Consider the following 1,978-nt stretch of genomic DNA (forward strand, 5'->3'; position numbering starts at 1 on the left):
CGACGCGCAGGACCGCACGTTCGCCTCCGCCCACGCCGTCACCGACGTCGTCCCGCCCCCGTCCGTGGGCTGGAAGGTGACGTCCACCCAGTCGTTGCCGGTCATGCCCAGGCCGTCCCAGAAGGTGCCGTCGGCGACGTCGATGCCGGCGGGGTTGGCGACCCGGCGGCCGAACTCGTCCAGGCCGCCGTTGTAGCCGTTCTGGTACGCCGCCTGGGCCTCGGGCACGCCCTGGGGCAGGTCGCGCCACATCTCCCGCGTGGCCGGCGGGTTCCAGTAGTCGTCCCGGGTGTTCCACGGCCCGACGTCCCACACCGGTGCCGTCTCGCAACGGCCCTTGTAGCACAGCCTCACCCGGTACTCCTGTCCTCCGTTGCTCGCCAGCATGCGGCGGGAGGGCAGGGCGACGAAGTGGTCGCGCGGCTGTATGACGTGGCCGTTCGCGGTGGTGTGCCCGACCAGGCCCTCGCGGGTGGCGAAGAGGCGGTACGTGACGGCGGTGGCGCCCGCCGCCCCGGCGACCGTCGGGGAGGGCGCGGGCTGTTCGGCGTCGGCGTGGACGACGAGGTCCGACACCGAGGGACCTCCTCTGCCGTCCCGGTGGCCCAGGAGCGTGAGCCGGACCTGGAGCACCGACACCGCTTCCGGCAGCCGGACCTTCCCTCCGCGTCCAGCGGTGCGCCACTCCGTCCAGTCGCCGGGGTGGCCGCTGCCGCGCACCTCGGTCAGCACCCGGGTCCCGGCGGGGACCTCGGCCTTCTGGCGGACGGTGAAGGCCGTCGCCTGGCGGCCGAGGCTCCGGCCGGGCGAGGTGTAGACGGCGAAGGAGTTGCGGGGTTCGGAGGGCGTGCGCGTACGGGCGTCGTCGACGGTGATGCCGCCCGCGCGGTGCGCGATGTTGCGCTGGTCGCTCTTCTCGCTGGTCAGGTCGATGTGCCAGCCACCGCCGGCCTGCCGGTCGGCGGCCCCGGCGGTGACCGTGCGCGCGGTGGCCGCGGTCGGTGGCGCGGTCGCCGCCACCAGCAGGACGCACAGGCCGGTGATCACTCTTCGGACGGTCGGTCTCATGCGGGCTCTCCCCGGTGGTCGTTCGCGGAACGGACGGCACAGCCCTATCCGAGTCCGGCTCCCGCTGTCCCTCCGGAACGTCCCGGGTGCCCGCGCCCGCCGCCGGCCGCATACGTTCCGTGCCGCCGGCAGGGGACGGCTCCGGGAACGGCCCGGCGGCCGCGCCGAACGGCGCTCCACCGCTGAACCAGCAGCTCGGCCGCTCGGCCCGGGGATCACCGGGCCCGCGTCAGGGACCACAGGGAAGGAAGCACTCGTGCGTCTTGGTCTGTCCGGCTTCACACCGCGCGTCGGCCTCGCGGCCGCCGCCGCTCTGTTCCTGCCCCTCGTGGCGGCGTCCGCCGGGCACGCGGCACCGTCCACCACCACCGCGGCCCGGTCCACCACCGCGGCACCGTCCACCACCGCGGCGGCGCCCGCCGCGTCCGCGGCCTCCTTCGAGGCCTCCTTCGCGGCCTCGTGCCCGGCCGCCGGCACCGTCAGCCAGTGGTACAGCGCCGGCCACGACGGCGTGGACATCGCCAACGCCCTCGGCACCCCGATCTTCGCCGTCGGCTCCGGCGAGGTGATCGCCTCCGGCCCCGCGAGCGGCTACGGCCAGTGGATCCGCATCCTGCACTCCGACGGGACGGTGACCGAGTACGGCCACATGTACCAGCGTGACGTCGTCGTGGGACAGCGGGTCACGGCGGGCCAGCGCATCGCGCTGATGGGCAGCGAGGGCCAGTCGTCGGGACCCCACCTGCACCTGCGGGTCCGCGTCGGCACCTCCACCACGGTCCGGGGCATCGACCCGGTGCCCTACCTCCGCGACCGGGGCGTGTCCCTGCCGTGCACCCCGGGCGGCGGCGGGGGCGGGACGACGTCGGTGACGGCGTGGGCGGAGGCGAACGTGCGGTCCTGCGCGTCG

Annotated in this window: 2 protein-coding genes; one reads left to right on the top strand and one right to left on the bottom strand. The window is 75.2% G+C overall.

Features of this window, described 5'->3' with window-relative positions; translation table 11 throughout:
• Positions 1–1,068, bottom strand: a 1,068-nt coding sequence (locus tag IE109_RS32735) for a DUF8814 domain-containing protein (RefSeq protein ID WP_189554995.1), incomplete at its 3' end; no start/stop codon positions are given.
• A gap of 256 nt (positions 1,069–1,324) precedes the next feature.
• On the opposite strand from IE109_RS32735, the gene IE109_RS32740 reads away from it, so the two are divergent.
• The coding region (locus IE109_RS32740; protein ID WP_229891880.1) for a M23 family metallopeptidase at positions 1,325–1,978 on the top strand (654 nt) is incomplete at its 3' end.

Source organism: Streptomyces lavendofoliae (assembly GCF_014649735.1).
GTDB lineage: Bacteria > Actinomycetota > Actinomycetes > Streptomycetales > Streptomycetaceae > Streptomyces > Streptomyces lavendofoliae.